Source organism: Devosia sp. MDV22-iso42 (assembly GCF_058629155.1).
This window is the reverse complement of record NZ_JBZVWR010000007.1, coordinates 238,622-260,709: the sequence shown is the minus strand read 5'-3', so window position 1 is coordinate 260,709 and position 22,088 is coordinate 238,622. Positions and strand designations below refer to the sequence as shown.

Here is a 22,088-nt window from a genome sequence, read left to right as displayed (position 1 = left end):
GCAGGTCCCCCGACGCCAGCATCACAGTCACTTCAGTAAAACGGCATTGCACCGCAATGGAGCGCGCCAAGCCTATCTAGCCCGGCCTGCTAGTCCTGCGGAAGGTGCTTGAACCATTTTCGCTGCAGCGCCGCATCGAGGTCGATGCCGTTGTTGCGGGCAAACAGCAGCACCATGGCCAGCACGTCGGCCGTCTCATCCTCCAGCGCTGCGCGGATCGCCTCGGGTCCGGCATCTTTCAGGCGGCCGCGGCCCGACAGCTTGAGATATTCCGCGCTCAGCTCGCCCAGCTCTTCCTGCAGTTTCAGCAGATACCAGTCGGCGTCGCGGTTGATCTCGTGACGCTGCGCATAGATGTCGGAAACCCGCGCGACCAGATCGCCGAGTGCGGCCAGGTCCCGGCTCATACGGCGATGGGCGCCTTGATGGTGGGGTGCGGATCATAACCCTCGAAGGCGAAATCCTCGAAGACGAAGTCTTCCAGCCGCGTCACCGCCGGATTCATAACCAGGGTCGGCAGCGGCCGCGGTTCGCGCGTCAGCTGTTCCTGCGCCTGGGCGAAATGGTTGGAATAAAGGTGCACATCGCCAAAGCTGTGCACGAAGTCGCCCACCTCGAGGCCGGTCACCTGCGCCACCATATGGGTCAGCAGGGCATAGGAGGCGATGTTGAACGGCACGCCCAGGAAGCTGTCCGCCGAGCGCTGGTAGAGCTGGCAGCTCAGTTTGCCATTGGCGACATAGAACTGGAACAGGCAGTGGCATGGCGGCAGTGCCATGTCGTCGACCTCGGCCGGGTTCCACGCCGACACGATATGCCGGCGCGAGTCCGGCTTGGTCTTGATCGATTCAATCACCTGCGCGAGCTGGTCGATCTTGCGCCCGTCCGGCGCCGGCCAGCTGCGCCACTGCGACCCATAGACCGGGCCCAGATCGCCGTTTTCGTCGGCCCACTCGTCCCAGATCCTGACCCCGCGCTCCTGCAGCCAGCGCACATTGGTCTCGCCGCGGATGAACCACAGCAGCTCATAGACGATCGACTTGACATGCAGCTTCTTGGTGGTCAGCAGCGGAAAGCCCTGCGCCAGGTCGAAGCGCATCTGGTAGCCAAACAGGCTCCGCGTCCCGGTGCCGGTACGGTCGGCCTTGTCGGTGCCGTTTTCGAGGATGGTGGCGAGAAGCTTGAGATAGGGCTGCATGGGCCTTCAATACCGCGATTCGGCTGCGCCTTCGATCCATGTTGAAGCTGGCCCTCGGTAGGGGAATACCGCATCGCGTCCTGACAAAGCCTGTCCGCAGTGCTTTGATAGCCTTCCTGCGATCAAGATTCAGGAGGCGATATATGAGCGCTGAACACTGTCGTCACCAGGTCGATGAGGAAACAAGATGAGCCCGGTCCTGCGTCCTTTGCGAAAACGGGAGCCCATGCCCGACTTCGTCCGCGAGGCGCTCGACGCCAGCGGATTGCGCCCCGCCTATGAGGCGCGCCCGCCCTACCAGCGCAACGACTACCTGCTGTGGATCAACAAGGTGAAGCGCGACGACACCAGGCACAAGCATCTCAAGCAGATGCTCGCCGAACTGCGGGCCGGCGACGTCTATATGGGCATGGCCTGGAAGCGCTAGCGCTCACGTCGGCCGGGTGCCGTCCGGGTTCGCCCCTTCATCAAGATGGCCCTGCACCAGACGCGTCAGCAGGGCGATCTGCTCCTGCTGCTGGCCGATCAGCCGCTTGAGATCGTCATTGCGCATCTGGTCGATCTTGTCATGCAGCGCCATGATCTCGATCTCGGCCTTGAGGTTGCACTCGTAGTCATGGCTGGTGACCAGGCGATCCTTGGCCGATTGCCGGTTCTGGCTCATCATGATGACCGGCGCCTGCACGGCCGCCAGCATCGACAGGATCAGGTTGAGGAAGATGAAGGGATAGGGGTCGGGCGCCCGGCCCGCCATCAGCAGGTTGCTCGCCACCCAGGCCAGCAGGGCCAGGCCAAAGAAGATCAGGAACGTCCAGGAGCCGCCGAACGCGGCCACGCCATCGGCGAGCCGCTGGCCGAAGGTAGCATCCTCGTCAAAGGTCTTGCTGGTGTCCAGCGCCAGCGTCTGCCGGCTCAGCGCCTTTTCCAGCACATGCCGCTCGCGCGCATCGAGCGCGGTCTCGCCCTTGTCCAGAAACCGCTCGGCCGCGTGACCGAGCTTGTCAGATGTCGTCGTCGCCATGCCAGCCTCACCACTAGTGTGACGGCCAGTCTATACCGATCGCGGTCGAGGCGGGTCGTTAAAACAGCGGTCCGGACGGGTGGCAGCCCCGCTGGGCGAGGCTGCCGTAAACGTCAGGCGCCGGCGTGGTAGAGCCGGTTATGCAACAGGGGCAGGCCCTTGAAGCCGCCGGAGAGCTTGGCCAAAGCCAGTACGCCCAGGTCAATCAGCGGCTCCAGCACGATCACCAGCATATAGGCGGCGCCGAAGCTGGCCGTGGCGGCCAGGTTCTGCGCTCCAAGACCGCCGCCATAGAGCGACCAGAAGGCGACCCAAGCGACGGTGCCGCCCTGATAGGCAGTCGACAGCATCAGCGCCTGGCCGTAGCCGACGTCCTTGTAGGCCGTGGCCTGCGGGATGATGCGCTTGGCCAGGAAGGTCATGGCAAAAAGCGGCACGATCAGCGTGGTGACGTTCATGCCATATTGCGGTAGGTCGAACGGCGCAAAGAACAGGCCCTGCAGCAGCAGGCCCAGGGCCAGGCCCAGCCCGGTCGCGCCGGCGCCAAAGATCAGGAACAGGGTCGAGCCCAGGATCAGGTGGACTTCCGACACGCCGACGGCATGGTGCGGAAACACCTCGAAGAAGCTGAATACCAGCGCCGTGGTGCAAAGGCTCCGCAGCGCCAGGGCGCCGGCGCCTTCGGTGCGAATCGTGTCGAGCGCCATTTTGCCGGCCAGCCCGAACGATCCGGCGGCCGTGGCGTAGCTCAGGGTAATCTTGGCACCGTCAACGATGCCCGGTTCGATATGCATGTCTGTCTCCTCTCCGCACCCACCGTGCGGCCTGCTGTCGTCAATGAGCACGGCTGTGCTCGCACTTGATGGCAGGTCTCCTGGCTCACGGATTGCATCGGCACGCGCCTTCCCGACTTGGCGTCAGTGGCATATTGCGGCCGAAAACCGTTTACAGTTGCGGGGGCAGCCACGGTTTTGGCTCCTGATGGATACGCCGCACCGTGTTCCCTTTTCATCCGCCCCGCGCATGCGGGGGCGAAAACCATCACGATCACGTTAGCGCATGACGCCGTGCCGGGACAAGCGCCATGCAGGGGCCGGAGCACCCGCCCGCATCAAGCAGAAATTTGTCGCAGCATTTGCATCGCACCGGCAGCGCGCCTATATAGGGATTGCTCGCAAGAGCTATGGCGATAAATTGTCATCGTAATAAGCCATTCGGACCCGGGGGCAGTACCCGGCGCCTCCACCATCTACCCCTTTTCGGGGCAGCCAATGGGGGCGAAACAGGATCGACGAGGGTGTAAAGGGTGTGCTTTTGCTCGGTGAGGTACCACCGTTATCGGTCCGAAACTTATAGTTGCAAATGACAACAATAAGGCTCCAGTCGCTCTCGCTGCGTAAGCAGTGCTAGCATTGGGAAATTAAGTCCTCCACCCCTAGCCGGGTGACAGGCGGGGTTCGCAGGCACCTGGCAACAGAAGCCTGCACTTTCATTTTCAGGTACCGGGCAGCCGACAAGCTTTAGTTCTTGAAATCGCACGGAACGTAGGGCTGATATGGGCCGTTCGGGATTCTATCTCTCAGCACCGGAAGGGTGACCATGGCCGAAGACCACATGCGCTACGATATTCTCGCCCAGGAAGCCCTGCGCGGCGTCGTGCGCAAGGTATTGGCGGAAGTCGCCCGGACCGGCCTGCCCGGCGAGCACCACTTCTTCATTTCCTTCCTGACCCGCGCCCCCGGCGTGCGCCTGAGCGAGAAGCTGCTCGGCCAGTACGACAAGGAAATGACCATCGTCATCCAGAACCAGTATTGGGACCTCAAGGTGTCCGAGACCGGTTTTGAGGTCGGCCTGTCCTTCGACGGCATTCCCGAAACCCTCGTCATTCCCTTTTCGGCGGTCAAAGGCTTCTTCGATCCGTCGGTCCAGTTCGGCCTGCAGTTTGATCCGCAGACCGCGCCGGGCGCCGAAATGGTCGAAAATGCCGAGGATGACGCCGTTGAGGCCGAAGCCGGCGCGGCGGGCACCGAGAGCGAAAAGCCCGGCGAAAAGGTCGTCAGCCTCGACGCCTTCCGCAAGAAGCCCTGAACCCCGCCGATGGACAAGCGTTCCCTGTCCATCGCCGGCCACCGCACCTCCATTGCGCTTGAGCCTGAATTCTGGGCGGCGCTGGAACTGATGGCCCATGAGGCCGGGCAGACCATGACCGCCCTGATTGCCAGCATCGACGCCGACCGGCAGACCACCAATCTTTCATCGGCGGCGCGCGTGGCGGTGCTCGGCTGGTATCGCCGCAAGGCGGAAACGCCGCCAGCTGACGGCACGACACCCTAATTGCCGGGCAGGCCTGTCGATGGCGCCAGCTGCGGCGGCGGCAGGCCCAGATAGAGCGGCCCTGACGGCGCAGGATCGGCTTGTGCCGGAGCGGTAGCTGGCGGTTGCGCCTCAAGCGCCCGCTGTGCCGCTTCTTCGGCCGCCAACCGCGCCGCCTCTTCGGCCGCCGCCCGCGCCGCTGCCTCTTCTGCCGCACGCCGTCGCTGCTCGGCGATCAGCCGGTTGCGTTCTTCGGCTGCCGCGCGCTGCCGTTCAGCATCGGCCGCCTGTAGCGCCTCAAGGCGATCCACTTCCAGCTCATTGGCCCGCACCTGGATGGCGGCCACCATTTCATCGAGATCCAGCTGCGGCACCGGCGCCAGCAGTGTGCCGCCGACCCGGCTGAAAATGCGGGCGGTATCGGCGCCGATCAGCCCATTGGCATCCTCAAACCCACGCGGCGTCAAAGCAAATTCGCCGCCAAGACCCAGGCTTTCCAGCCCCAGGGTCAGGTCGCCCGCCAGCCGGGCCCCGGCGCCATCGACGAGGAAATTGGTCAGCCGCAGCACGCCCCCGGCAATGGTGAAGGCGCCGGAAGCCGACGGCGCCGCGAACGGCCCCTGTTCAAGGCTCTGGGCAATGATGGTACGCAGCGCATCGCCATCCATGTTGAGCACGTCACTCAGCCCGGCCAGCGCCGGAAATACCTGTGGCGACAGTTGCGCCACGGCAAAATCACTGACGGTGAAATTGCCCTCCCCGGCCAGCGCGCCCAGCGCATCGGCTATGCTGGCGCCCGTACCCTCGATCTGCACACCGCCCTCCAGCACGCCCGTCAACGCCTCAGCCAAAGCCGGCGGCGCGATAGCGGCTAGGGCGGCATCGCTCAGGCTCAGCCGCCCGCTGACCGTCTTGTCGGCCAGCGGCCCGGCGCAACACACCGCCAGATCAAGACTGGCCGTACCGTCCCCCAGCACCGCCTCGAACCTGGCCAGCCGCAGCCGCGTTTCATCCCAAACGAGGTCAAAGCTCGTTGCCCCCAGTCGCTCACTGCCGCCAGCGGTGACACCGCCGGCCGTCACCGCGACACTACCCCGCACCGTCCGCGCCTGCTCGCCAATGCTGATGGGTCCCTCGGGCCAGCCATCATTGTCGCCAATCATCGCCGCCCGGCCGAACAGCGTCGCCGCCAGACCCTCCACCGATGCGCTGTCGACGGCAATGTCGCCGGCCACAACGCCGCCATCGCGCGTCCGCGTCAGGCCCAGCGTGCCCGAAAAGCCGGCTTCGCCGGACCTGCCTTCAATCTCGCTCAGCCGCGCCAGCCGGTCGCCTTCGAAATGCAGCAGCGCGCTGCCGCTGGCCTCGGGCAGGCTGATCCCCGACGCCCCGACGATGCGCGCCAGCCCGCCCGCATCGGCCAGGGCCATGTCCAGCGAACCGGTGCCCTGCACCTCGCCGGCATCGGTGCTCACCAGGAACCCGGCAAAGCCCAGATATTCTTCGCCGGCGCTGATATTGATGCGACTGTCGAGGCTGTTGCTGGGGGTGCCATCGAGCCGCAGGCTGACCAGCATGTCGTCGCTCTCGAACAGCGCCGCCGAACCCAGGCCGATCTGCTCGCCCAGCGCCACCGAATCGTCGGCCTCCAGCGTGGCCGTCAGCCGCAGCGGCGCCGTCCGCATGGCAGCGATACCGCCACCCAGTTCCGCGCGCAGGTCGAGCCGGGCGACGCCCAGCTTGCCACCCAGCGTCAAGATCTGACCGTCGCCGTCGCCGGGCTCGAGATCAACCAGCACCTCGGCCGGAGCCGATCTCGCCATGAAGTCCCGCCAGGCTTGCGGCGTCCCCAGCAATTCATAGAGCCCGGCCAGTGCCGGCGCTGTAGCCGCCGCCACCGCGATCCGGCCCGATCCTGCCAGCCGCGGCGCCGCAAGATTTCCCGAGGCGTTGAACGCTGCGTCAAAGCCCACCCCGCCCCAGTCGCCGGCCGAGAGCCGGGTGAAGCTGACGGCGTTCTGTGTCCACTGTCCCTCGGCAACCAGCGCCGCGCCGTCCTGGCCCAGCACCCGGGCCGCCTGCCCGGTCAGCGAAAAACTGCCCTCCGGAAAGCTGATGCCAAAGCGCGGCTCGGCGAGCCAGTCGGGCAGCAGCGCACCCAGCACGGCACTGCCCTGCCGACCGAGATCGGCAAAATGCCCGACCACGTCGAGCCGCTGTTCCGCGCCAAAGCCAACCCGCAGCTCGACCGCATGCGGCGCCTCGGCCAGCGTCAGCTGCGCTTCGCTGACCCGCAGCGCATCGCCGGTCAGCATCACATTGCCCGCCAGCGTCCCGCCTTGATTGAACAGCGCCGTGTCATCCTCCGGCTTGCGCCAGAGCTGGGCCAGGCCGTCGAGCCGCAGGCTGTTGATGGCGAAGGTCCCGCGAAATGCCGGTTGATCGCCTTCCCGGCTCAGCTGCCCGCTGGCCTGCACGTTGGTATCGCCCGGCAATTGCGCGAGGAACTGCTCCACGGTCCAGTTCTGCCCGTCGCTGCTGGCATCCAGCCGCACGTCGCGCAGGGCAAAGCCGCGCAGCCCCACCTCGGCCAGGTCGATGCCGATGCGGCCCGGCAGCGGCGGGATCAGCGGCGCCGGCAATTCGCTCAGCAGCCGCACCGCCTCATAGGGCAAGGCGCTGGCATCTTCCTTGGCGTCGCGCGGCGGCAGAGAGAATACCCCGCCCGATACCACCGCATCAAAACTGCGCCGGGCGCCCAGCTGGATGCTCGCAGCCCCGGTCAGCCGCGTGCCGGCGCGGTTCTGGTCCGGCTGCAGCGTATAGCCCGACAGCACGATGCGGTCGGTCGAGGCCACCAGCTTGCTTTCCAGCACCAGATCGCCGCGGATATCGTCCGCCCGCTCGGCCACCGGCGGCGTCTGCCGGTAGGTCATCGTGCCATCGAATTTCGGCGCCATGCCCGGCGTGAACAGCCCCTCGGCGGCAAGAGAAAACGCCCCGCCTTGGGCTTGCACGAAACTGGAGAGCTGCATGGAGCCGGCCGCATCGAGCGCCCCGGCGTTGACGCGCAACCCGTAGCGTTCACCCTGGAATTCCGCCGACCCCTGCAGCTGGAACGGCCCGCTGAAGCTCGACAGCTTCAATTCGCCCTCGACCTTGGTCGCCAGCATGGTCTGGCCGACCCGCCGGTCCAGCAGCCGGATCGTGCCATCGACAATGCTGGCCTGGCCCAGCGCCACCCCGCCCCCGGCGCCGGCCAGGCTGACGCCGCTACCAAACAGACCGCTTTCGTCGATGCTGAAATCGATGACCGGCCCGCGCAGCACCAGCTTGGTCACGTCATAATTGTCGCGCAGGAAATCCATCAGCGAGAACTCGGCGTCGACGCTGTCAACCGTGGCCGCCGGCTCTTCCGGCGAGCCGACCAGAACGTTGGAAAAATTGAGCCGCGGCTGCGGCAGCAGGGCAAAGGCGATATCGCCGCGAATGGTCACCGGCGTGCCCAGCGCCTGGCTGGCCAGCGCCTCCATGCGGCTGCGGTAGTCGCCCCACTGGATCAGGTATGGGGCGACGAATGCCCCACCGAGCACGATGATCGCCAGCAGGCCAACAACGATGTAGATGCGGTTCAGCACAGCGCAGGGATCATCCGGATTGGTGTGGCAGAGTGTAGGCAAGAGCGGCGCTGGCGCAACCCCGCCAATGTCCCCAATACACGCCTGCATGTGGCGATGGCGCATGCCGCCCCGCCCGCCGCGTGCCCACCCGAATGACAGACGGCCAGCCCCATGGGGCTGGCCGCCTCTTCGTCTCGGTACGGATTTGCTACAGCGCGCCGATCGACCAGAGGTGGGTCTCGCCCGAGCTGTCATCCACGCCGTCATTGTCGGTGATGACATAGCCGGTGCCGGTCACGTCGATGGCCAGGCTTTCCACCTTGTCGAGCACATAGCCATTGAACGCCTTGAGGTCGGGGACCAGGTCACGCACCAGTTCCTTGCTCACCAGCGGCAGCTCGCCGTCGAGCGGCGCGGCCACCAGTTCGCTCACCGGCACGCGGTAGATCGCCTTGAGCGCGGCCTTGTCGCCGATCTGGTTGTCGCGCTCGACGATATAGGCGTAGTCGCCATGCACGGTGATCTCACTGAGGCCGACCCAGGCGCCCTCGGCAGGTGCCTCGAGCGGGTAGCGCACCGCGCCCCATTCCTTGGTCTCGGTATTGTAGGCCAGCAGCTTGACCGAGCCCTTGTCGTCATCACCCCATTCGCGCTGCATGGCCACCCAGAGCGTGTCGCCGACCATAGCCACGCCCTCGGCGCCAAAGCGCGTCTGGCCGGTCAGCAGTTCCACCGGCATGCCGACTTCGGCCACGATGGCGCCTTCGCCATCCACATGGATCAGGGCATGCGGCACAAGCTTGGCGGCATCGCCCTCATTGGCCAGCCAGAAGCCGCCCTCGCCGTCCAGCGTAATACCTTCCAGGTCGAGTTTCTGCGCCCTGTCGCCATTGCGGGTAATCGGGGTCTTGGCCGTGATGACAGCCGGCACCGTGCTGGCGTCGATCGTGTAGATGGCCGGCTCGGCATACAGCACGCTGTCCGACACGGCATAAAGCGTGGCGGCCTTGTCGGCATCGGCGACGACACCGGACAGGGCGGCCCAGCCGATCGGATGAGCATCGGTGTCGAGGTCAGAGATGATGGTGGGGAACGCGGCTTCGCCTTCAGCCAGTTCATAGAGCATGACATGGGAGCCGACGCCGCCCTCTTCGCGCAGGTCGACTTCATTGGCCGTGGCCAGCAGGTTGCGACCGGGGATAGCGATCAGGCCTTCCGGCGAAATGCCCGATGGCAGCGACTGGACATATTCGGGCTCTGCGCCGGTATCCTTGTAGACGGCAATCAGCGAAGCCCGCTCCAGGGCGACGAAGATATACTGCTCTTCGCCGAAGGTGGCGACTTCCAGGCCCTCCGGCTCGACGCCCTTCTTGTTGCGCTTGTCGGGATAGTGGCCAAGCTGGGCCGCACTGACGTCCAGCGCATTGCCGGAGTCAAAGTTCACCGACCCATCGCGGTTGAAGATGGTGAAGCCACGCGAGCCGCCATTCCAGTCGCCCTCATTGGCGACCACGAGACGCTCGGTGTCGAGCCACTTGATGGCATCGGGTTCGCGCGGCACGGCATCCTTGTCGGCGCTGAAGTCGATCTTGCCGTCATTCTTGGTATCGGCGCCGAAGACGCCGGTCTCGCCGGCCTCAAAGCCCCCGGTCACGGTGCCGGTCTTGGCATCGACGATGGCGATCCAGTTGTTTTCCTGCAGCGTGACGGCGATCTCGTCATTGTCGTTGAAGGCGACGAACTCGGCTTCGGCGTCGTCGGGCGCGATGGTGCTGCCCGTCAGCTCGACCTTCTTGATGCCGGCCTCGGTCACGGCGCCATCGGTCAGGGTGACGATGGTGAGGAAACCAGCGGGCGCCTGCGGAATGGCGCCGTCATTGACGTCTTCGTCACGCTCGTTCTCGATGGCAATGGCCAGGATCGTATTGTCCTTGTTGTGCGCGATCGAGTCAGGCTGGCCGCCGAGGTCAAACTCGCCGTCGATGGCCTTGCTGGCAATATCGACCACCACCAGCTTGCCCGATGGCTCGACAAAGCTTTTCGACGTATTGACCGCCACATAGGCCTTGGCGCCGATCACGGTCACCGAAGTAGGCTCGCCCTCCATGGCCAGAAACCCACCCTGCTTGGGGGCCTTGGGATCGGTGATGTCGATAAAGCCGATGCCGCCGGCCGGGCTGTCCGAATAGATCAGCGTCATGCCGTCATCGGTCGCGGTGATGATCTCCGAGGAGGTGACCGCGGCGTCAGGACTGTTCAGCGCCACCGGAAAGCTGGCAATGCGGTTGAAATGTTCGGCGGCGCCGGCACTGGCAGTCGTGGCCAGCAGCGTTGCGGTCAGCGCGACGAGAAGTTTGGTCTGCGACATGGATGATCCCCCGTTTGAATTCCAAGGGTGCCATAGGCCGGCCGGGCTACACTTCCATGACGCCACTATGACAGATCGGTGACGGTCCCCCGTTCTATACAATCCCCCTGCCCGTCCCTATATTCGCAGGAGAACAAATCAAGATTCGTCAATCGCCGCGCTGATGCGCCTTGACCGGCGCGCAGCGATGGAAAGGCTTTCTATGTCCGGTGACTATCACCCCCCCGCCCGCCCGACAGCCGGGGCCATTACCGGCCAGTTCAAACGCCCGCCTGCGCCCGACTATCTGCAGGGCCTGAACGCGGAGCAGCGCGAGGCCGTCGAGACCATAGAAGGACCGCTTCTAGTGCTGGCCGGCGCCGGCACGGGGAAGACGCGCGTGCTCACAACCCGCATCGCCTACATACTCAATCGACGCCTCGCGTCCGCGAAGGAAATTCTGGCGGTGACCTTCACCAACAAGGCCGCCAGCGAAATGAAGAAGCGCATCCAAGATTTTGAGCCTGAGACGAAAGGAATGTATTGGGTTGGCACATTCCACTCTATTGGCGCTCGCATGCTGCGGAGCCACGCAGGTCTTGTCGGCCTGACTTCAGACTTCACCATCCTCGATACCGACGACCAGATCCGGCTGATCAAGCAATTGCTCGACGCCGAAAACATCGACGAAAAGCGCTGGCCCGCCAAGCTCTTCGCCTCGATGATGGATGGCTGGAAGAACAAGGGCCTGCTGCCCAAGGACGTTTCCGTGGCCGATAGCGGCTCCTATGCCAATGGTTTGGGCGGCAAGCTCTATTACGCCTATCAGGCGCGGCTGAAATCCCTCAACGCCGCCGATTTCGGCGACCTGCTGCTCGAATGCATCCGCCTGTTCCGCGAAAATCCCGACGTGCTGGCCGATTATCACCGCAAGTTCAAATATATGCTGGTGGACGAATACCAGGACAGCAATGTCGCCCAATATCTCTGGCTGCGGCTCTTGGCGCAGGGGAAGCCGGCGAGCGAGGCCAATATCTGCGTCGTTGGCGATGACGACCAGTCCATCTATGGCTGGCGCGGCGCCGAGGTCGACAATATCCTGCGCTTCGAAAAGGATTTTCCCGGCGCCAAGGTGATCAAGCTTGAGCGCAATTACCGCTCGACCGCCAATATCCTCAAGGCCGCCAGCAATATCATCGCCTTCAACGAAAGCCGCCTGGGCAAGACGCTGCAGACCGATGTCGCCGAACAAGGCGAGTTGGTCGCGGTCACCCAGGTCTGGGACAGTGAGGAAGAAGCGCGCACCATTGGCGAGCAGATCGAGCAATATCAGCGCGATGGCGACCCGCTCAATTCCATGGCCATCCTGGTCCGCGCCAGCTTCCAGATGCGCGAATTCGAAGAACGCTTCATCACCCTGGGCCTCAATTACCGCGTCATCGGCGGCCCGCGCTTTTACGAGCGCAAGGAAATCCGCGACGCCCTGGCCTATCTGCGCCTCGTTGCCCAGCCTTCGGACGATCTGGCGCTCGACCGCATCATCAATGTGCCCAAGCGCGGCCTCGGCGATTCCACCGTCCAGCTGCTGCACAGCGCTGCCCGCGCCGCCAATGTCCCCCTCCTCTCGGCCATCCGCATGCTGGTCGATACCGAGGAGCTCAAGCCCAAGCAGCGCACTACTTTGCGGGCGCTGGTGGGCCAGTTCGATTTCTGGGCCATGCAGGCCCAGACCCTGCGCCCCTTCGAGCTGGTCGAGCAGATCCTGGAGGAAAGCGGCTATACCGACATGCTCACGGCCGACAAATCCGTCGAGTCCCAGGGCCGCAAGGAAAACCTCAAGGAACTCAGCCGCGCCATGGAGGAGTTCGACACCCTGGGCAGCTTCCTCGAACATATTGCTCTGGTCATGGATCGCGACAATACCGACGCCGCCGATGCCGTCACCATCATGACGCTGCATGGTGCCAAGGGCCTGGAATTCAACACGGTTTTCCTGCCCGGTTGGGAAGAAGGCACCTTCCCCAGCCAGCGCTCGATGGATGAGAGCGGCCGCGCCGGCCTCGAGGAGGAGCGGCGCCTCGCCTATGTCGGCATTACCCGCGGCCGCAAGCGCGTGCGCATTTCCGCCGCGCAGAACCGCCGCATCCACGGCCTCTGGCAATCGGCCATTCCGTCCCGCTTCCTCGATGAACTGCCCGCCGACGCCGTGGAAGTGACCGATACCGGCTCCTCCTATGGCGGCTATGGCTATGGCGGCGGCGCCTCAAGCCGCTTCAACAAGGCCGATCCCTTCGAGAGCGTCTACGAAACCCCCGGCTGGGCCCGTGCCCGCGCCAACCAGGCCAGCCGCCGCAGCGCCGGCCCCATGACCATCGACGGCGACCTCGTCGCCCGCTCGGTCGATATCGGCAATGACAAATCCGCCTTCGGCATGGGCGAACGCGTCTTTCACCTCAAGTTCGGCTACGGCACCATTGCCGATATCGAGGGCAACAAGCTGAGCATCGATTTCGAAAAGGCAGGCCGCAAGAAGGTGCTGGAGAGCTTTGTCAGCAAGGGGTGAGAGCGTGTCGCGCCTGCCGCTGCCGCTCTTTCATAATGTCCTTGCTGCCCCTATTTGAATGGCAACGCATCCGAGGACCGCATCCATGATCATCTCCACCACCCCCACGCTCGAAGGCCGGCCGGTCCGGGAATATCTGGGCATCGTCACCGGCGAGGTCATCGTCGGCGCCAATATCTTCAAGGACCTGTTTGCCGGCATTCGCGACATTGTCGGTGGCCGCGCCGGGGCCTATGAGGGTGCGCTGCGCGATGCGCGCCGCCAGGCCCATGAGGAATTGCGCTACGAGGCCGAGCGCATGGGCGCCGACGCCGTGGTCGGCGTCGATCTCGACTATGAGGTCGTCGGCCAGGGTGGCTCGATGCTGATGGTGTCGATCTCGGGCACGGCAGTTAAGCTTTAACTAGAGCCAGATCGTCCCGTCGCCCGTGGCGCAGCCATAAGGCGGCAGGGCGCCGGGGAAATTGGCCTGCAACTGGTCGCAGCCCCATTGGCGGATCGGCCCGGGCATCAAGCTATTGAGCGCGATGCCGACCTCGTCATAGGGGCTGACGGTATTGGTGACATAGCGAAGCCAGCTTAAACCGAGAAAGATGATGGCCACCACGGCCACCACCACGACAAGACGCGGCAGTCGGGACATTTGATTCTCTCACTCAAGACTGCCCGTCAGTAGCCTCTCCCTGCCCAGGTCGGAAGATCAATTCCGGCCCTGCCCGCGTCTGTCCCCACCCGTCGCAATACCCCCGCGCTCCGCCTTCCCGCGCCGCCATCAAACTGGGACAGTCGCTCGTCACCGATCGTGACAAGGCTAGCATGCGCCAGCGCCGCGGGGACAAGTTGGCATTGACGCCCGTAAGCCGATGGCGCAACAAGATCAAAATCCATCCTGAAGGCTTACCCATGTCCGTCGATCAGCTCTCATCCGTACCGCTCTCCAAGGACCAGGCCTATGCCCTGGTCGATGCGGTGATGGAGCGCGACGACCTGGCGCTGACCGCCTCGGCGCATGAGAATGAAGAGACCGGCGAATGGTTCTTCGAGGCCACCTGCGACAGCCCGCCCGATCTTGCAGGGTTTGTTGAACTGGCGCGCCAAACCCTTGGTGGCACCGTGGAATTTTCCGTGTCGCCGATCGACCCCGATTTCAACTGGGTCGCCAAGTCGCTCGAGGGCCTGGCCCCGGTGATTGCCGGCGGCTTTTATGTCTATGGCAGCCACGAAACCGGCCCGATTCCGGGCGGCCTCACTGCCATGCAGATCGACGCGGCGCAGGCCTTTGGCACCGGCCATCACGAAACCACTACCGGGTGCCTCGAAGCCATCAACCTGCTGCTCAAGCGCAGAAAACCCCGCCACATGATCGATGTCGGCACCGGCACCGGCGTGCTGGCCATTGCTTTGGCCAAGCGCACCCGCACCCCGGTGATCGCCAGCGATATCGACCCTATTTCGGTGACCACCACCATTGCCAATGCCGAGCAGAATGGCGTCGGCAAGCTCATCGTCGCCGTCGAGGCCACCGGGCTAACCCACCCCACCATCACGCAAAATGGTCCCTATGACCTGATCGTTGCCAATATCCTGGCCGGCCCGCTTATGGCCCTGGCTCCGGCCGTGGGCAAGGCGGCGCAAAAGGGCGCCACCATCATCCTCTCGGGCATTTTGCAGCACCAGGCGCGCGGCGTGATCAATGCCTATGCCCGCCAGGGCATGACGCTGACGCAGAAGCTGCAGCGCAAGGACTGGACCACGTTGATGCTGGAAATGAAGTAGCAGCACCGTCGATTTGGCGCCACCGAGCGGGCCAATTGGTTAGCAGAATGCTAACCTTGAGCACCGCCGTTTTGACGTGGTCGACCCGCGTCGAGTTGCACTATCGGAACATCGAAAAAGCAAAATCCCCGAAGCAGGCTCCGGGGATCTCAAAAGGATCGTCAGTGATATAAGGCGCTGGCGTTATGGGCGCTTGGTGAAGGCGCCGATCAGCTGGTGCTGCATGCGGTAGCTGACCTGGCGACCGGACTCGCGACCGCGGGCATCGATAACCGAACCCAGTGCTCTGCGAAAATCGTTCTTGCTCTCAGTCATCATCATCTCCATGCACTTCGACTTTGGCCTTCTGCCACCGTCATCCTCTGTTTAGGCTTATTCGCAACGATGCGTTAGGGCCTAAACCGAACACCAGCCCTGCGGGACTCGCAGAGCCCGTTACCGCTTCGTTAACGCGCGATTGTGCTTGCCATAGTCGCGTTCGAACTGCGCGACATAGCGCTTGGCCGTCAGTTCGCGGCTGGCGATCATCGCGTCAAATGCCCGGACGAAAAAATTCTTGTCATTGGCCATGATTGTCTCCTGTATTGACCCCATAGATAAGGCTTTCTGGGCCGATTGCACCGCCCTCATCCCTCAAGCCAGCCATGACCGGGGCGCACGCCGCCCCAAAAGACGACCAAAGAAACGACCAAAGAACGCCCCAAGGACCTTCATGACCGCCACCAGTTTCCCGCCGACCGTGTTCCAGAGCTTTGTCGAACAGGCCGATCCGGGCAATGTCGGCCCCCGCCTGGCCGATCTGCGGGCCGCGATGGCGGCGGCCAAGGTCGACGCCTTTCTGATCCCGCGCGCCGATGCCCATCGCGGCGAGTCGGTGCCGCCCGGCGAAGCGCGCCTGGCCTATATCACCGGCTTTACCGGCTCGGCGGGCCTGGCCGTGGTCGGCCGCGAGCGCGCTGGCCTCTTCGTCGACAGCCGCTATACGCTACAGGCGCCCGCCCAGACCGATACCGATCTCATCACCATTCACGAATGGCTGCAGCCGGGCTATTCCCCCGACCTGCTGAGCTTCGTGCCCAAGGGCGGCGTGCTCGCCTATGACCCCTGGTTGCATACGCCGGGCGAGCTGCGCCATTTGAGCAAGCTGGTCGAGGGCCATTGCACCTTGCTTGCGCATGCCAATCTGGTGGACGCCATCTGGACCGGTCGCCCCGGCGCCCCGGTCAGCAGCGTGGAGTTCCTGGGCCATAACCGCGCCGGCCAGAGCGCCAGCGACAAGATCACCGCCATCCAGTCCAGCCTTGCCACCAACAAGGCCGATGCGACCGTGCTGACCCTGCCGGAATCGATCTGCTGGCTGCTCAACATGCGCGGCCGCGACGTGCCCAACACGCCCTTCGTGCTCGGCTTTGCCGTGGTACCCCAGACGGGGCAGCCGACGCTTTATCTCGACGCGGCCAAGATCACCGATGACCTGGTGGCCGCGCTCAAGGGCATTGCCCATGTCGCCCACGGCACCGCCCTGCTGCACGATCTCGCCGCCCTGGGCGCTGCCGGCAAGGCCGTGCTGCTCGATCCGGCCACGGCCCCGGTCGCCATTGCCACCACGCTGAGCGATGCCGGCGCCACCCTGATCGAAAAGCCCGATCCGGTGCTGCTGCCCAAGGCGAAAAAGAACGAGGCCGAGCTCGCCGGCATGCGCGAGGCCCATGAGCTCGATGGCGTGGCACTGGCCAAGTTCCTCTGCTGGTTCGACCAGCATGCGCACGAGGGCGGGCTGACCGAAATCGCCATCGTCACTGCACTCGAGGCCTTCCGCCGGCAGGAGGAGAGCTGCGTCGACGCCAGCTTCGACACCATTTCCGGCGCCGGCCCCAATGGTGCCGTGGTGCATTACCGGGTGACGACCAAGACCAACCGCACCTTGGCGCCGGGCGAACTGATGCTGGTCGATAGCGGCGCGCAATATCTGTGCGGCACCACCGACATCACCCGCACGCTCTCGACCGGGTCATCCACGCAAGAGCAGCGCGACCGCTTCACCCGCGTGCTCAAGGGCATGATCGCCATCTCGCTGGCGCGCTTTCCCCAGGGCACCAGCGGCGCTCAGCTCGATATCCTGGCACGGCAGTTTCTCTGGCAGGATGGCGTGACCTATAATCACGGCACCGGCCACGGCGTCGGCGCCTATCTGGGCGTGCATGAGGGCCCGGTCGGCATTTCCTCGCGCTATACGCTGCCACTCGAGGCCGGCAATGTGCTCTCCAACGAGCCGGGCTATTACAAGGCCGGCGAATATGGCATCCGCATCGAGAACCTGATCGTGGTCCGGGACAGCGCCGGCTTTGCGGGCTATCTCGATTTCGAGACGCTGACCCTGGCACCCATCGACACGCGGCTGATCGATCTTGCCCTGCTGAACCCGGCCGAACGCACCTGGCTCAACGCCTACCATCAGCGGGTGTTCGAGGTGATCGGGCCCAGGGTAGAGGGCGAGGTGCGCACCTGGCTCAAGGGGGCGACGGCGGCGATCTAGAACCCCAGCGGATCATAGGTCAGCGCCCAGCTGAGCAGCCAGTGCTCGTCGCTGCCCATGGCGGCGACGTCGTCGACCTTCCAGCCATCGGCCTCGCGCACCGCCGCGATGCTGAGCAGGCGCGGCTGGTCGAAATTGTGGTAGCTGACATTGACCATGGCGCGGTCGCCGCTGATGGTGGGCTCGCCGATGTTGAGGTCGAACAGCAGCACGCTGACATCGGGCATGAAGGGGTTGAATATCTGGGTGGCGACGAAGGCCTCCCCGCTCACCGCCGCCTCGTCGGCAAAGACGTTGTTCTCGACGGCCTGCTCATACAATGCCTGCAGGCGCTGCGAATAGAAGCTGTTGGGCGCGCTGGGATGGGCCCCCGGCTGGTATTCGGCATAAATTGCCGTCACCAGCGCCTTGGGATCGTCAAACCGCTCCGCCGCGATGGCCGGGTTGCTGCCCAGCAGCCCCGCCAGGGCCAATACCACCAGTTCCAGTCGCATGCCCATACTCCCCGTGTGATGGACAAGCGCTAGCGTCCGGACACGGCGCGACTGTGATCGCGCCATGGCCAAACTGCGGCGGGCCCATTACATATTGGCAATCCGATGGGTCTAGTTGCCGGCGGCAGCTTCGAAGATCTCGCTTAGCCGATAGGGTGAGGTGGCGTCGCTGGAGGAGACATCGTCGATCTTCCAGCCATCGTCTTCCAGCACCAGGTCATAATCGAGCGTCACCGGCCGCTCGAAATTGTCGAAGCTGACGACAACGGTCGCCCAGTCGCCGTCGATCTCGGCATCGCCGATCTCCAGATTGCTGATGGCATAGTCCTGCCCATTGATGAACGGGTCGAAGTCGAGCGTGCCGATCTCTCCCTCCGGCGTGATCTCGGCATCCTGGTCATAGAGCGCCTGCAGGTCCTGCGAACGGAAGCGGCCGTCATCTTCGCCGAACGAGTCATCCAGATAGGGCTGGTAGAAGGCCGCCAGCAGCGCCTCGGGTGTGTCATAGCTCTGGGCATGGGCCAGGCCGGTCAGGGCAAGCAGCAGGCCGGCAGCAAGGGCAAGGCGCATCGTCGTCTCCAGATCGTGGGGGCAGTCAGGCAGGCCTATCAGGCGGCTCGTCCGGGCGATAGCGCCCGCTCAATTGAACCATAGCGCAAACAGGAAGAACGCATCGCCGAACACCGCATTGCCAGCGGCAAAGCTGTCGGCATCGGCAATCGGTCCGTCGCGCAGATAAGGCAGCGCCCCCTGCCCGGTCAGCAGCATGACCAGGTCGGTGCGCTCCGACGTTTCAAAATAGGCCTTGAGATCAAAGCCCTGGCTGAAGCGCCAGTGCGGGATCAGCAGCTTGCCGTCGATGATCTGGTCGAGCACGTCCAGCGTCTCGCGCCAGGCCGCCACGGTCGCGTCGGTCACCGCCATGCCCTCGAACCGCGCCGTCTGGCCGGGATTGGGGATCAGTTCGGCAGTGTCATCGGTCTCGGCCAGGATCAAATCCCAGTTCTGCCGCGACAAAGCCGTGACCTGCCGGAGCGCGGCCGGGATGGAGGCCAGCAGCGGCCGGTCGATGACGGGAAAGTTCAGCGTATGGATCGCAGCGATGATATCGGCAATGCCGGCATCGCTGTCCGGATCGAGCATCAGCGTGCCGCCGCTGGCATAATCCTGCATCGGCAAGCCGGCCTGCGGGAACACCCGGTGCAGATAGGCGTCAAAGAAGTCCTCGAAATCATGCGCCAGCACCAGATCGAGATGGGTCATGACGATCTGGCTATAGCCGGCAAACCAGATGGCATCGGCGGCGTCAAAACCCACCATGCTGTCGGGGGCGGCCACGACGCCCTTGGACAGCGCCTTTTCATCCGGCGTCAGGTCGGCGCCGCCCAGTTCGCCCAGCAGTGGCGCGAGGAACGCGCCCAGCGTTTCCCCTTCCTCGGCCTGCCCGTCGCCATTGACGTCCAGCCGCGCCTGCAGCACGTCGACCGGCATCACATAATCGCTGGCCGCGCCCCCGCCGCACACGAACCCGGCCTGCGCCGCCGCCACCTCGCCGCGGAAATCGCTCAGCACCGTGCGGAGGTCCGCATAGCTGAGCTGTTCCGGCTGCGGATTGGCCGGGACCGGCATGTCCATCATGTCGCCGCCCAGAATCCGCGCCGCCAGCGCCGTGCCCGGCGTCGTCGCGCCATAGCGGTAAAAGTCCTGCGCCAGGCCCTCAACGGCACCCGTCAGGCTCAGCAGGCCCCAGCCGAAGCAGGCCTCGGGGTCGCCCGCATCCTTGCCGGCGACAAAAGCCGCCTGCCCCTCCGCCAGCGTGCCGGCATAGAGATGGCTGGTCAGCAGGTCGCTCGTCTCGCTCGCCTGCGCCACCATGGGCGCGAACATCGCCACGGTCAGAAGACCCAAAATTCGCATGTCGCTCTCCTGCTGATGCGCCTATTGCCCGACGCGGGTAAACCATTCGTCTTCGCTGATCACCTCGACGCCCAGCTCTTCGGCCTTTTTCAGCTTGGAGCCGGCGCCCGGTCCCGCCACCAGAATATCGGTTTGCGCCGAAATTGAGCCCGCCACCTTGGCGCCCAGCCGTTCGGCCATGGCCTTGGCCTCCGACCGGCTCATGCGCTCGAGCGAACCGGTAAACACCACCGTCTTGCCCGCCACCAGGCTATCGGCCGAAACCGTGACCACATAGGGCTTGGGATGCACCTGAGCCAGCAGATCGTCGAGCACGTCGTCATTGGCCGCATTGCCGAAGAAATCCACCAAAGCCGCGATCACCGTGCCGCCAATGCCGTCCACCGAGGGGAAGACCGTCGTCGGGTCTTCGGCCGCCGCCGTCAGCTTGCCGACCCGCATCAGCTCTTCCATGGTGCCGAAGGTGCGCGCCAGCAAGGCCGCCGTGGTCTCGCCGATATGGCGGATACCGAGGGCGAAGATGAAGCGGTCGAGCTCGGGCGCGCGCCGCGCATCGATGGCGGCAAACAGCTTGTCGAGCCCCTCGTAATTGCGGTCCTCGACGCTGCGCACATTTTTCCGCGCCTTGCCCGAGGCCGCCTCGCGCACTTTCGCCTGCGCTTCGCGCCGCTCGGCCAGCGCCGCCTGCACCTCGGGGCGACGGTCCTTGAGGGTGAAGATATCGGCCGCCGTCTTGACGAGGCCAGAGTTGAAGAACAGGTCGATATTCTCCGCCCCAAGCCCTTCGATATCGAGCGCCCCGCGCGACACGAAATGCCGGAGCCGCTCGATAGCCTGGGCCGGGCAGATCAGCTCGCCGGTGCAGCGGCGGCGCGAATCTTCCTTGCCGGTCTTTTCATTGACCTCGCGAGTCGCCGGCGAACCGCAGACCGGGCATTCATGCGGGAACTGGTAGGGCACGGCATCGGCCGGGCGCTTCTCCAGCACCACGCGGACAATCTGCGGAATGACGTCGCCGGCCCGCTGGATCACGACGGTGTCGCCGATGCGGATATCGATCGCCGTCTCGCCGCGGATCGGCAGGCCATTGCTGTCAATGCCCGCGATATAGTCCTCATTGTGCAGCGTGACATTTTCGACCACCACGCCGCCCACCGTCACCGGCTCGAGCCGCGCCACCGGCGCCAGCGTGCCGGTGCGGCCGACCTGGATGTCGATCTTGCGCACCACCGTCATCGCCTGCTCAGCCGGGAATTTGTGCGCCACAGCCCAGCGCGGCTCGCCGGTGACAAAGCCCCAGCGCCGCTGCAGCTCGAGCTGGTCGACCTTGTAGACCACGCCATCGATATCGTAGCCCAGCGCCGAGCGCTGCTCTTCAATTCTGTGATACTGCGCGATCAGTTCCTCGGCCGATTTCGCCCGCACCATCAGCGGCGTGACCTGAAAGCCCCAGTCCTTGAACTTCTGCACCGCCTCATATTGCGTCGGCGCCGGGTCTGCGCTCGTCGCGCCCCAGGCATAGGCGAAGAATTTGAGGTTGCGGCTGGCGGTGACCGAGGCATCCTTCTGCCGTAGCGAGCCGGCCGCCGTATTGCGCGGATTGACATAGTCCTGGCCACCGGCCGCCGCCGAGCGCGCCTTGAGCGCCTGGAACTCGGCATAGGTCATATAGACCTCGCCACGGATCTCGATGCTCTCCGGCCAGCCAGTGCCGGCCAGCCTGTGAGGAATGTCGGCAATGGTGCGCAGATTGGCGGTGATATCCTCGCCCACGGCGCCATCGCCGCGCGTCGCGCCGCGCACGAAGACGCCGTGTTCATAGAGCAGCGAGGCCGAGAGCCCATCGATCTTGGGCTCGGCGGTAAAGGCGATATCGAGATCCTTGTCGCGCTCGAAGAAGCGCTGGCCGCGGCTGATGAAATCGACCACGTCTTCATCGGTATAGGCCTTGGCGAGGCTCAGCATCGGCACGGCATGGCGCACCTTGGCAAAGCCCTCGGCCGGCGGCGCGCCCACCGACAGCGACGGGCTGTCCTCGCGCACCAGATGCGGAAAGGCCTGCTCGATGGCGTCATTGCGCCGCCGCAACGCGTCATAGGCCGCGTCGGTGATCTCGGGCGCGTCCTTCTGGTGGTAGGCGATATCGGCCGCGGCAATGGCCAAAGCCAGCCGCGCCAGCTCGGCATCGGCCTCGGGCTCGGTCAGGTCATCGACGGGTTTGCTGGACAGGTCGGTCATGGGGCTACTCAGAACGTCGTTACATCAGTTTGAGGAGCATACCCCCACCTCGCCTCCCCCTGAAG

Annotated in this window: 20 protein-coding genes, 1 other RNA gene and 1 riboswitch; of the genes, 8 read left to right on the top strand and 13 right to left on the bottom strand. The window is 64.6% G+C overall.

Annotated elements, in window-relative coordinates; all coding sequences use genetic code 11:
• Positions 1–89: 89 nt before the first annotated feature.
• Together AC4NN3_RS08735 and AC4NN3_RS08730 are read right to left on the bottom strand one after the other, a co-directional pair.
• Entirely contained in the window at positions 90–407 is a 318-nt protein-coding gene (locus tag AC4NN3_RS08735) for a phosphoribosyl-ATP pyrophosphohydrolase (protein ID WP_491926711.1), read from the bottom strand.
• Positions 404–1,198, bottom strand: coding sequence for a thymidylate synthase (locus tag AC4NN3_RS08730; protein WP_491926710.1), 795 nt, complete (start codon positions 1,196–1,198; stop codon positions 404–406). The genes AC4NN3_RS08735 and AC4NN3_RS08730 overlap by 4 nt, the downstream gene beginning before the upstream one ends.
• Before the next feature lie 226 nt (positions 1,199–1,424).
• On the opposite strand from AC4NN3_RS08730, the gene AC4NN3_RS08725 reads away from it, so the two are divergent.
• The gene (locus AC4NN3_RS08725) at positions 1,425–1,625 is read left to right on the top strand and encodes a YdeI/OmpD-associated family protein (protein ID WP_491926709.1); all 201 of its coding nucleotides are present in this window, start codon (positions 1,425–1,427) and stop codon (positions 1,623–1,625) included.
• A gap of 3 nt (positions 1,626–1,628) precedes the next feature.
• On the opposite strand, the gene AC4NN3_RS08720 is transcribed toward AC4NN3_RS08725, so the two are convergent.
• A complete protein-coding gene (locus tag AC4NN3_RS08720; RefSeq protein WP_491926708.1) occupies positions 1,629–2,219 on the bottom strand; it encodes a DUF1003 domain-containing protein in 591 nt (196 codons plus the stop codon).
• Between the two features lie 113 nt (positions 2,220–2,332).
• Positions 2,333–3,013 carry an energy-coupling factor ABC transporter permease gene (locus AC4NN3_RS08715; protein ID WP_491926707.1) on the bottom strand — a complete coding sequence of 227 codons (681 nt, stop codon included), beginning with the start codon at positions 3,011–3,013 and terminating at the stop codon, positions 2,333–2,335.
• Between the two features lie 53 nt (positions 3,014–3,066).
• Positions 3,067–3,277: riboswitch (cobalamin riboswitch) on the bottom strand.
• A 73-nt stretch (positions 3,278–3,350) separates the two neighbouring features.
• Between AC4NN3_RS08715 and ssrA the strand changes: the two genes are divergently transcribed.
• The 3 genes from ssrA (at position 3,351) to AC4NN3_RS08700 (ending at position 4,553) form a co-directional block, all read left to right on the top strand.
• Positions 3,351–3,707: a transfer-messenger RNA gene (gene ssrA, locus AC4NN3_RS08710) on the top strand.
• 111 nt (positions 3,708–3,818) lie between these two features.
• Complete coding sequence (locus tag AC4NN3_RS08705; RefSeq protein WP_491926706.1) at positions 3,819–4,307, top strand: SspB family protein; 489 nt, start codon at positions 3,819–3,821, stop codon at positions 4,305–4,307.
• Between the two features lie 9 nt (positions 4,308–4,316).
• A complete protein-coding gene (locus AC4NN3_RS08700) occupies positions 4,317–4,553 on the top strand; it encodes a ribbon-helix-helix domain-containing protein (protein ID WP_491926705.1) in 237 nt (78 codons plus the stop codon).
• Here AC4NN3_RS08700 and AC4NN3_RS08695 read toward each other — a convergent pair.
• Together AC4NN3_RS08695 and AC4NN3_RS08690 are read right to left on the bottom strand one after the other, a co-directional pair.
• Positions 4,550–8,170: an AsmA family protein gene (locus AC4NN3_RS08695; RefSeq protein ID WP_491926704.1), complete on the bottom strand. Its 3,621-nt coding sequence runs from the start codon at positions 8,168–8,170 to the stop codon at positions 4,550–4,552. The genes AC4NN3_RS08700 and AC4NN3_RS08695 overlap by 4 nt on opposite strands.
• A gap of 190 nt (positions 8,171–8,360) precedes the next feature.
• Positions 8,361–10,520, bottom strand: a complete 2,160-nt coding sequence (locus tag AC4NN3_RS08690) for an esterase-like activity of phytase family protein (RefSeq protein ID WP_491926703.1) — start codon at positions 10,518–10,520, stop codon at positions 8,361–8,363.
• Positions 10,521–10,722: 202 nt separating this feature from the next.
• Here AC4NN3_RS08690 and AC4NN3_RS08685 point away from each other — a divergent pair, with 202 nt between their 5' ends.
• Both AC4NN3_RS08685 and AC4NN3_RS08680 read left to right on the top strand, forming a co-directional pair.
• A complete protein-coding gene (locus AC4NN3_RS08685; RefSeq protein WP_491926702.1) occupies positions 10,723–13,062 on the top strand; it encodes an ATP-dependent helicase in 2,340 nt (779 codons plus the stop codon).
• Positions 13,063–13,147: 85 nt separating this feature from the next.
• Complete coding sequence (locus tag AC4NN3_RS08680) at positions 13,148–13,465, top strand: heavy metal-binding domain-containing protein (protein ID WP_193335241.1); 318 nt, start codon at positions 13,148–13,150, stop codon at positions 13,463–13,465.
• On the opposite strand, the gene AC4NN3_RS08675 is transcribed toward AC4NN3_RS08680, so the two are convergent.
• Positions 13,466–13,705 (bottom strand): hypothetical protein, encoded by a 240-nt coding sequence (locus tag AC4NN3_RS08675; protein ID WP_491926701.1) that lies wholly within the window; start codon positions 13,703–13,705, stop codon positions 13,466–13,468.
• Between the two features lie 260 nt (positions 13,706–13,965).
• Between AC4NN3_RS08675 and AC4NN3_RS08670 the strand changes: the two genes are divergently transcribed.
• Positions 13,966–14,838 carry a 50S ribosomal protein L11 methyltransferase gene (locus AC4NN3_RS08670; protein WP_491926700.1) on the top strand — a complete coding sequence of 291 codons (873 nt, stop codon included), beginning with the start codon at positions 13,966–13,968 and terminating at the stop codon, positions 14,836–14,838.
• Positions 14,839–15,021: 183 nt separating this feature from the next.
• Here the strand turns inward: AC4NN3_RS08670 and AC4NN3_RS08665 are convergent, their stop codons facing one another.
• Both AC4NN3_RS08665 and AC4NN3_RS08660 read right to left on the bottom strand, forming a co-directional pair.
• Positions 15,022–15,153: a hypothetical protein gene (locus AC4NN3_RS08665; RefSeq protein WP_491926699.1), complete on the bottom strand. Its 132-nt coding sequence runs from the start codon at positions 15,151–15,153 to the stop codon at positions 15,022–15,024.
• Positions 15,154–15,273: 120 nt separating this feature from the next.
• Positions 15,274–15,408, bottom strand: coding sequence for a hypothetical protein (locus AC4NN3_RS08660; protein ID WP_491926698.1), 135 nt, complete (start codon positions 15,406–15,408; stop codon positions 15,274–15,276).
• A 142-nt stretch (positions 15,409–15,550) separates the two neighbouring features.
• On the opposite strand from AC4NN3_RS08660, the gene AC4NN3_RS08655 reads away from it, so the two are divergent.
• Positions 15,551–17,374, top strand: a complete 1,824-nt coding sequence (locus AC4NN3_RS08655; protein ID WP_491926697.1) for an aminopeptidase P family protein — start codon at positions 15,551–15,553, stop codon at positions 17,372–17,374.
• Here AC4NN3_RS08655 and AC4NN3_RS08650 read toward each other — a convergent pair.
• The 4 genes from AC4NN3_RS08650 to ligA form a co-directional block, all read right to left on the bottom strand.
• Entirely contained in the window at positions 17,371–17,868 is a 498-nt protein-coding gene (locus AC4NN3_RS08650) for a hypothetical protein (RefSeq protein ID WP_491926696.1), read from the bottom strand. The genes AC4NN3_RS08655 and AC4NN3_RS08650 overlap by 4 nt on opposite strands.
• 111 nt (positions 17,869–17,979) lie before the next feature.
• Entirely contained in the window at positions 17,980–18,438 is a 459-nt protein-coding gene (locus tag AC4NN3_RS08645) for a DUF3828 domain-containing protein (protein ID WP_491926695.1), read from the bottom strand.
• A gap of 69 nt (positions 18,439–18,507) precedes the next feature.
• The gene (locus AC4NN3_RS08640) at positions 18,508–19,785 is read right to left on the bottom strand and encodes a hypothetical protein (protein ID WP_491926694.1); all 1,278 of its coding nucleotides are present in this window, start codon (positions 19,783–19,785) and stop codon (positions 18,508–18,510) included.
• A 21-nt stretch (positions 19,786–19,806) separates the two neighbouring features.
• On the bottom strand, positions 19,807–22,014 hold the full coding sequence (ligA, locus tag AC4NN3_RS08635) for an NAD-dependent DNA ligase LigA (protein ID WP_491926918.1): 2,208 nt from the start codon (positions 22,012–22,014) through the stop codon (positions 19,807–19,809).
• Positions 22,015–22,088: the final 74 nt, after the last annotated feature.

What these genes read in the sequence shown, in the direction of transcription:
- AC4NN3_RS08650 (WP_491926696.1), bottom strand. Translation starts at nt 17,868, where the DNA reads ATGCGACTGGAACTGGTGGTATTGGCCCTGGCGGGGCTGCTGGGCAGC.
- AC4NN3_RS08735 (WP_491926711.1), bottom strand. Translation starts at nt 407, where the DNA reads ATGAGCCGGGACCTGGCCGCACTCGGCGATCTGGTCGCGCGGGTTTCC.
- AC4NN3_RS08640 (WP_491926694.1), bottom strand. Translation starts at nt 19,785, where the DNA reads ATGCGAATTTTGGGTCTTCTGACCGTGGCGATGTTCGCGCCCATGGTG.
- AC4NN3_RS08730 (WP_491926710.1), bottom strand. Translation starts at nt 1,198, where the DNA reads ATGCAGCCCTATCTCAAGCTTCTCGCCACCATCCTCGAAAACGGCACC.
- AC4NN3_RS08660 (WP_491926698.1), bottom strand. Translation starts at nt 15,408, where the DNA reads ATGGCCAATGACAAGAATTTTTTCGTCCGGGCATTTGACGCGATGATC.
- AC4NN3_RS08665 (WP_491926699.1), bottom strand. Translation starts at nt 15,153, where the DNA reads ATGACTGAGAGCAAGAACGATTTTCGCAGAGCACTGGGTTCGGTTATC.
- AC4NN3_RS08645 (WP_491926695.1), bottom strand. Translation starts at nt 18,438, where the DNA reads ATGCGCCTTGCCCTTGCTGCCGGCCTGCTGCTTGCCCTGACCGGCCTG.
- AC4NN3_RS08655 (WP_491926697.1), top strand. Translation starts at nt 15,551, where the DNA reads ATGACCGCCACCAGTTTCCCGCCGACCGTGTTCCAGAGCTTTGTCGAA.
- AC4NN3_RS08700 (WP_491926705.1), top strand. Translation starts at nt 4,317, where the DNA reads ATGGACAAGCGTTCCCTGTCCATCGCCGGCCACCGCACCTCCATTGCG.
- AC4NN3_RS08720 (WP_491926708.1), bottom strand. Translation starts at nt 2,219, where the DNA reads ATGGCGACGACGACATCTGACAAGCTCGGTCACGCGGCCGAGCGGTTT.
- AC4NN3_RS08725 (WP_491926709.1), top strand. Translation starts at nt 1,425, where the DNA reads ATGCCCGACTTCGTCCGCGAGGCGCTCGACGCCAGCGGATTGCGCCCC.
- AC4NN3_RS08690 (WP_491926703.1), bottom strand. Translation starts at nt 10,520, where the DNA reads ATGTCGCAGACCAAACTTCTCGTCGCGCTGACCGCAACGCTGCTGGCC.
- AC4NN3_RS08680 (WP_193335241.1), top strand. Translation starts at nt 13,148, where the DNA reads ATGATCATCTCCACCACCCCCACGCTCGAAGGCCGGCCGGTCCGGGAA.
- AC4NN3_RS08675 (WP_491926701.1), bottom strand. Translation starts at nt 13,705, where the DNA reads ATGTCCCGACTGCCGCGTCTTGTCGTGGTGGTGGCCGTGGTGGCCATC.
- AC4NN3_RS08705 (WP_491926706.1), top strand. Translation starts at nt 3,819, where the DNA reads ATGGCCGAAGACCACATGCGCTACGATATTCTCGCCCAGGAAGCCCTG.
- AC4NN3_RS08685 (WP_491926702.1), top strand. Translation starts at nt 10,723, where the DNA reads ATGTCCGGTGACTATCACCCCCCCGCCCGCCCGACAGCCGGGGCCATT.
- AC4NN3_RS08715 (WP_491926707.1), bottom strand. Translation starts at nt 3,013, where the DNA reads ATGCATATCGAACCGGGCATCGTTGACGGTGCCAAGATTACCCTGAGC.
- AC4NN3_RS08670 (WP_491926700.1), top strand. Translation starts at nt 13,966, where the DNA reads ATGTCCGTCGATCAGCTCTCATCCGTACCGCTCTCCAAGGACCAGGCC.